At 75.3% G+C, this 5,926-nt stretch carries 7 protein-coding genes; 3 read left to right on the top strand and 4 right to left on the bottom strand.

Features of this window, described 5'->3' with window-relative positions:
- The 3 genes from AC2CHG_RS29575 to AC2CHG_RS29565 form a co-directional block, all read left to right on the top strand.
- Nucleotides 1-261: ROK family protein (locus tag AC2CHG_RS29575; RefSeq protein ID WP_484526035.1), on the top strand; the 261-nt coding region annotated here is incomplete at its 5' end.
- A complete protein-coding gene (locus tag AC2CHG_RS29570) occupies nucleotides 258-971 on the top strand; it encodes an N-acetylmannosamine-6-phosphate 2-epimerase (RefSeq protein ID WP_194803087.1) in 714 nt (237 codons plus the stop codon). The genes AC2CHG_RS29575 and AC2CHG_RS29570, both read left to right, overlap by 4 nt.
- On the top strand, nucleotides 968-2,611 hold the full coding sequence (locus tag AC2CHG_RS29565; protein WP_194803086.1) for a DUF4127 family protein: 1,644 nt from the start codon (nucleotides 968-970) through the stop codon (nucleotides 2,609-2,611). The genes AC2CHG_RS29570 and AC2CHG_RS29565 overlap by 4 nt, the downstream gene beginning before the upstream one ends.
- Nucleotides 2,612-2,650: 39 nt before the next feature.
- Here the strand turns inward: AC2CHG_RS29565 and AC2CHG_RS29560 are convergent, their stop codons facing one another.
- From AC2CHG_RS29560 to AC2CHG_RS29545, 4 genes are all read right to left on the bottom strand, one after another.
- Nucleotides 2,651-3,367: a VOC family protein gene (locus AC2CHG_RS29560; RefSeq protein ID WP_484526034.1), complete on the bottom strand. Its 717-nt coding sequence runs from the start codon at nucleotides 3,365-3,367 to the stop codon at nucleotides 2,651-2,653.
- A 92-nt stretch (nucleotides 3,368-3,459) separates the two neighbouring features.
- A complete protein-coding gene (locus AC2CHG_RS29555; protein ID WP_194803084.1) occupies nucleotides 3,460-3,792 on the bottom strand; it encodes a TfoX/Sxy family protein in 333 nt (110 codons plus the stop codon).
- 40 nt (nucleotides 3,793-3,832) lie between these two features.
- Nucleotides 3,833-4,426 (bottom strand): nucleotidyltransferase family protein, encoded by a 594-nt coding sequence (locus AC2CHG_RS29550; protein WP_030500339.1) that lies wholly within the window; start codon nucleotides 4,424-4,426, stop codon nucleotides 3,833-3,835.
- A gap of 140 nt (nucleotides 4,427-4,566) precedes the next feature.
- On the bottom strand, nucleotides 4,567-5,926 hold a 1,360-nt coding region (locus AC2CHG_RS29545), incomplete at its 5' end, for a bifunctional 3'-5' exonuclease/DNA polymerase (protein ID WP_484526033.1).

The following is a 5,926-nucleotide window of genomic DNA, read 5'->3' as shown; positions in this document are numbered from 1 at the left end:
GTCGTCGACCGGGCCGGCGCCGCGCTCGGCGCGGCCCTGGCCGGGCTGGTCGCCCTGCTCGACCCGGACGCGGTGGTGGTCGCCGGCGGCGCCGCCGCCACAGTGCTTCCCGCCGCGACGGCCGCCTACCGGGCGGAGCTACCCGACGGCTGGGCGCACGTGCCGCTGCTTTCCGCGGCGCTGGGCGCCGACGCGGTGGTGGTCGGCGCCGCCCGGCTCGCCACCGCACCGATCCACCACGACGGAGGAACAAGCACGTGAGTGTCCTGGACGACCTGGCCGGCGGGCTGGTCGTGTCCTGCCAGCCGCTGCCCGACGACCCCGGCGACCCGATGCGCGACCCGTACGTCCAGGCCCGCGTGGCCGCCGCCGTCGTCCGCGGGGGCGCGGTGGCGGTCCGGGTCAACGGCCCCGACGACGTGCGGGCGGTACGCGCCGCCGTCGACGTGCCGGTGATCGGGTTGTACAAGCACGGCACGCAGGGCGTGTTCATCACCCCGACCGCCGGGCACGCCCTCGAAGCGGCGCGGGCCGGGTCGCACGTCGTCGCGGTGGACGCCACCGACCGCCCCCGGCCCGACGGCCGGACCTTCGCCGACACCGTCCGCGCCGTGCACGACCAGACCGGCGCGCTGGTCCTGGCCGACGTCGCCACTGTGGCCGAGGGCGTCGCCGCCGTCGAGGCCGGCGCGGACGCGGTCGCCACCACGCTGTCCGGCTACACGCCGGCCGGCCCACCGATCGACGGGCCCGACCTCGGGCTCGTGGCGCGACTCGCCGCGCTGCTGCCCGTACCGGTGATCGCCGAAGGGCGCTACCGGACCACGGAGCAGATCAGCCGGGCCTTCGAGGCGGGCGCCCACGCGGTGGTGACGGGCAACGCCGTCACCTCACCGCTGTGGATCACCCGCCGGCTGGTTCCGGCCACCCCCCGGGCGGCGAGCGCGCCGGAGAAAAGGGAGCATCGATGAAGAGAAGAACCCTTCTTGCGGCCACCGGCGCGGCCGGCCTGGCCACCGTCGCCCTCGGCGGCCCCGCCTTCGCCCGGCCCGCCGGCCGGCGACCGAGCGTGGCGCTGGTGCCGCTGGACGACCGGCCGGTCAACACGTACTGCGCGGAGATGACCGGTGCGAGCGCCGACGCCGAGGTGCTGCTGCCGCCGCGGAACCTGCTGGGCCGTTTCTTCACCCCCGGTGACGGTGCCGGCATCGCCCGCTGGCTCGACGGCACCGACGGCGTCGACGGGTACGTGATCTCGGTGAGCATGCTGGCGTACGGGGGCCTGATCGCCTCACGTACCGCCGCACCGGCCCTGGCCGACGCGTTGCGCAACCTGGAGGCGATCCGGCGGCTGCGCGCACGCCGGTCCGGCGCGGTGATCGAGGTGCACGACACGATCCAGCGGCTCGCGATCACCAGCACCGGCACCGACCTGGACAACTACCGTGACCTGCTGGTCCAGTGGGCCAAGCTGTACGACCAGGTGGTCAACCTGGGCCAGGAGTCGCTGCGCGGCCAGCTCGACGCCGTGCGGGCGCGCATCCCCGACGCCGTGGTCGAGGACTACCTGGCCGCGCGGGCACGCAACCACCAGGTCAACCGGCTGATGGTGGAGTGGGTCGCGGACGGGACGATCAGCCACCTGGTGCTCTCCGAGGACGACACCGCGCCGGTCGGCCTGGCCCGCGCCGAGCGGGTCGAGCTGGAGGCGCTGGTGGCGCGGCTCGGCGTCGGCGACCGGGTGGAGATCTTCCCCGGCGCCGACGAGGTCAACGCGCTGCTGGTCGCGCGGGTCGTCGCCGCCGGTGCCGCGCCCACCTACCGGGTGGAGTACGCCGGGGTGTCCGGCGAGGGCTGGACCGCCGCGCTGGAGGGCATCCCGTTCGCGGAGAACATCCGCCGGCACGTCACCTCGGTGGGCGGCCGGGTGGTGACCGGCGACGCGGACATCGTCCTCGCGGTGAACACCCCCTCGGCGGCGGCCGGGCAGCGGGCCGCCGACCTGGACGCGTTCGTCGGCCGCATCGGTGAGCTGCTGGCCGCCGGCACCCCGGTGATCGTGGTGGACCCGCTGATCGTCAACAAGGGCGACCACGACCTGGTGTCCCGGATGGAGGCCCGCCTGGACCTGCCGGCGCTGCTGTCGTACTCGGGGTGGAACACCGGCGGCAACGCGCTCGGGCTGGCGCTCGCGCACGGCACCGCGCGGTGGGCGTACCTGCGCAGCTCCGGCAGCGGCTTCGGCGTGCCGGAGCTGCGCGGGCCGGCCCGGGCGCACGCCGAGTACCTGCTCTACCGGTTCGTCAAGGACGACCCGTGGAAGAACGTGGTGCAGGTCGAGGCGTACGCGCACGCCCGCGCGCAGGGCTGGGATCCGCTGGCGCTGAACGCCGAGCAGAAGCGCTACTTCGACGGCTGGGTACGCGACCGGCTGGTGCCGCTGACCGAGCGGTACTTCGCCGACCACTTCGCCGGGCACGAGCTGGTGCTCGGGGTACGCGGACGCAAGACGTTCACCACGACGCTGGACCGGGTCACCGCGGTGCGGGTCGAGCTGCCGTGGGACCGGCTGTTCGAGGTCACGCTGGAGCCGAGCCTGCGGCTGCGCTGACCGGACGACGCGGGTGCGGTCCCCCGGGCCGCACCCGCGTCACCGGGCCGTCAGCAGGCAGAACTCGGTGCCGTCCGGGTCGGCCAGCACCACGTCGCCGGCGGTGTGTTTTCCCGTACCGGCCCGGGTCGCGCCGAGCGCCAGCAGCCGGTCGACCTCCGCGTCCCGGTCACCGTCCGCGACCAGATCCAGGTGTACGCGGTCCCGCCCACCGGCGTCCATCAGCGGCGGGCCGCTCCAGGTGACCTTCGCGCCCCCGCGCGGCGACCGGATCGCTGTCTCCTCGTCCTGGTCCCAGACCAGCGGCCAGCCCAGCGCCTCGCTCCAGAAGAGGCCTGCCGCCCGGGTGCCGTCGCAGTTGACAGCGCCGACCGGGCCGCAGCCGGCGAGGAAGGTGTTGCCCGCCCCGATGACGCAGAACTCGTTGCCCTCCGGGTCGGCGAGCACCACCTGGTCGTCGTCCGGCCCCTGGCCGATGTCGATGTGCCGCCCGCCCAGCGTCAGCGCCCGGTCGACGGTGTCCCGCTGAGCCTGCGGCGACGCGCTGGTCAGGTCGAAGTGGATCCGGTTCTGCACGGTCTTCGGCGCAGCGCTGGGCAGGAACCGGATGCGGAAGTCGCTGTGGGCGTCGCCGCCCAGCGCCACGCCCTCGCGCGGGTCGTCGAGGATCTCCCGGCCGAGCACCCCGGACCAGAACCGGGCGAGCCGCAGTGGGTCGCCCGCGTCGAGGCTGACCGCGTAGAGGTGAACAGCCATCCGCCCGTCTCCGATCCGCCGCCGTCGTCGGCGGCAGGTCAGGAGCGTAGGCCGGGCGGCCCGGGCGCGCAGCCGGATTTCCCGCTGCCGCGCTACTTCGCCGGGAGGGTGCGCGCGACGCGGACGCCCCGCTCGACCCAGCGGGTCAGGTCCGGGTCGCGCTCGCAGGCATCGGGCGACACGGTGACCCAGCCCCGCATCTCCCGGCCCCGCATGACTGTCGCCTCGGCGCCGGGCTCGGCGAGCGCGCGCTCGGCCTCGGCCGGGTCGACCCGGACCATCAGACCGCCCGCGCCGCGCACCACCACCGCCATGTTGCCGCGCAGCATCATCGCCAGGCCGCCGAACATGCGCCGCTCGGTGATGCCGGGCTCGCGCCCGAGACGTTCCCGTACCCGGTTCGCCAGGTCCTCGTCGTAGGCCATGACGGCATCGTGGCATCCGGGTCCGACAGCGGGGCGCGCCTCAGGCGCCGACGCGCTGTTCGGGGATGGACAGGCCGTAGAGCGCCATCAGCTCCGGACTGTCGATCCGGCTGCCGTCGGCCACCGAGTCGCACGCGATGTCGACGATCTGGTCCTTGTGCGCCAGCAGGTACGGCCGCGCCCCGACGTCGGCGCTGGCCAGGGTGGCGATGCCGGACCAGTGCCGGCGGCCGAACAGCATCGGGTAGCCGCGCAGCCCGTCGTAGGTGGCGCAGACCAGCACGTCCGGGTACGGCAGCGCGGTGACCCGGCGGACCGCCGCCGCGGTGAGCCCGGGCATGTCCACCGGCACCACGACGACCGCCTCGATGTCGTCGTCGGTGAGCGCGGCGAGCCCGGCCCGGATCGAGGAGCCCACCCCGGTGCCCCAGGCGCGGTTGACCACCACAGTGGCGCCGGTCAGGTCGGTGGTCTGCCGCACCTGCTCGGCCGCCGCACCCAGGACGACCACGACCTGTGCGCAGCCCGCCTCGGCCATCGTGTCGATCATCTGGCTGACCAGCGGCTTCTCGCCCTGGTGCAGCAGCGCTTCGGGTCCGCCGATGCGGCGGCCGCCACCGGCGGCGATGATCATTGCAGCGATCCGGTTCAGCGGTGCCCCCTCGATCAGGGGACGGACCGGGCACAGCCGCCCGGTCCGTCCCGTCGTACGCACACCGGGCCCAACGAGCGCAGCCGGGAGCGGGTAGCGGGGCAAAACGGAAAATTGCGTGGCTATGCCGCGTCCGCGTAGCAGTCCACTGAAGACAGGTCGAGCGGAAACCGGACCGGGGTGTCGCCGAACAGCAGCCGGGTGGCCCGCGCGCCGGCGGCGGTGACCGCCTCGGCGACCACCGCCGCCTGCCCGGCCGGGCAGTGCACCACCACCTCGTCGTGCTGGAAGAAGACCAGCTCCGCCTCCGTCCCGGCCAGCTCGGTGCGCAACGTGGCCAGCAGCGTGGAGGCCCACTCGGCGGCGGTGGCCTGGATGACGAAGTTGCGGGTGAAGCGCCCCCGCGACCGGGCCGCCCGGGCCGACGGGCTGTGCGGATCGGCCCCGCCCTCCGGCAACGGCTCCTCCCCCTCGGCGAACCCCGCCGAGCCGGGCGGGCAGGTACGCCCCAGCCACGACCGGACCAGCCCGCCCGCCTCACCGGTCCGGGCTGCCGCCTCGACGTGGCCGAACGCGGTCGGGTAGTTCTTCCGCAGCACCGCCAGCGCCGGCACCGCCGCCCCGCCGGTCTGCCCGTACATCGCCCCGAGCAGGGCCACCTTGGCCTTCGCCCGGTCACCGGCGAACGCGTCCCGGGCCAGCGCGGCGTACAGGTCACCGGCACCACCCGCCGCTGCCAGCCGCTCGTCGCCGGACACCGCCGCGAGCACCCGCGGTTCGAGCTGGCCCGCGTCGGCCACCACGAACGTCCAGCCCGGGTCCGCCACCACCGCCCGCCGGATCACCTTCGGGATCTGCAACGCCCCGCCGCCCCGGGTCGCCCACCGGCCGGACACCACGCCGCCTGGCACGTACTCCGGGTGGAACCGCCCACCGGACACCCAGGCGTCGCGCCAGGCCCAGCCGTGCGCCGTCCAGATCCGGTACAGCTCCTTGTATTCCAGGACCAGCGGCGCCGCCGGGTGCTCCACCCCGCGCAGCACCCAGGCGCGCGTGTTCGGCAGGTCCACGCCCGCGCGGGCGAACGCCCGCAACAGCTCCGCGGGCGAGTCGGCGTGCACCTGGCGTACGCCGAACGCATCAGCGATCCGGGCCTGCAACTCGGCCAGCCGGCGCGGCGGCCCGCCGACCGGTGACGCCTCGCCGAGCAAATCGGCCAGGATCGCGTCGTGCACGTCGGCGCGCCACGGCAGGCCGGCCGCGCCCATCTCGGCGGCCACCAGCGCGCCCGCCGACTCGGCGGCCACCAGCAGCCGGAACCGGCCGGGGTGGGTCGTCGCGGCGATCCGGGCGAGCTGGTCGGCGTACACCCGGGTCAACGCCGTGATGCCCGGACCGGGCGGACCCGACGGCGGCTCGAAGAGCGCGGCCTGGGCGTGGCCCGGCGGCTCGGGCGGGCGGGGCGCCGGGTCCGGCGGGACC

This window comes from Micromonospora sp. ATLC20, assembly GCF_057196585.1.
Note: the sequence above shows the minus strand (reverse complement) of the source record. Positions and strands in the feature narration are given on the sequence as shown.

Bases quoted from the DNA above. Each gene is read 5' to 3' on its own strand.
- AC2CHG_RS29555 (WP_194803084.1), bottom strand. From the start codon at position 3,792: ATGGCCTACGACGAGGACCTGGCGAACCGGGTACGGGAACGTCTCGGG.
- AC2CHG_RS29560 (WP_484526034.1), bottom strand. From the start codon at position 3,367: ATGGCTGTTCACCTCTACGCGGTCAGCCTCGACGCGGGCGACCCACTG.
- AC2CHG_RS29565 (WP_194803086.1), top strand. From the start codon at position 968: ATGAAGAGAAGAACCCTTCTTGCGGCCACCGGCGCGGCCGGCCTGGCC.
- AC2CHG_RS29550 (WP_030500339.1), bottom strand. From the start codon at position 4,426: ATGATCATCGCCGCCGGTGGCGGCCGCCGCATCGGCGGACCCGAAGCG.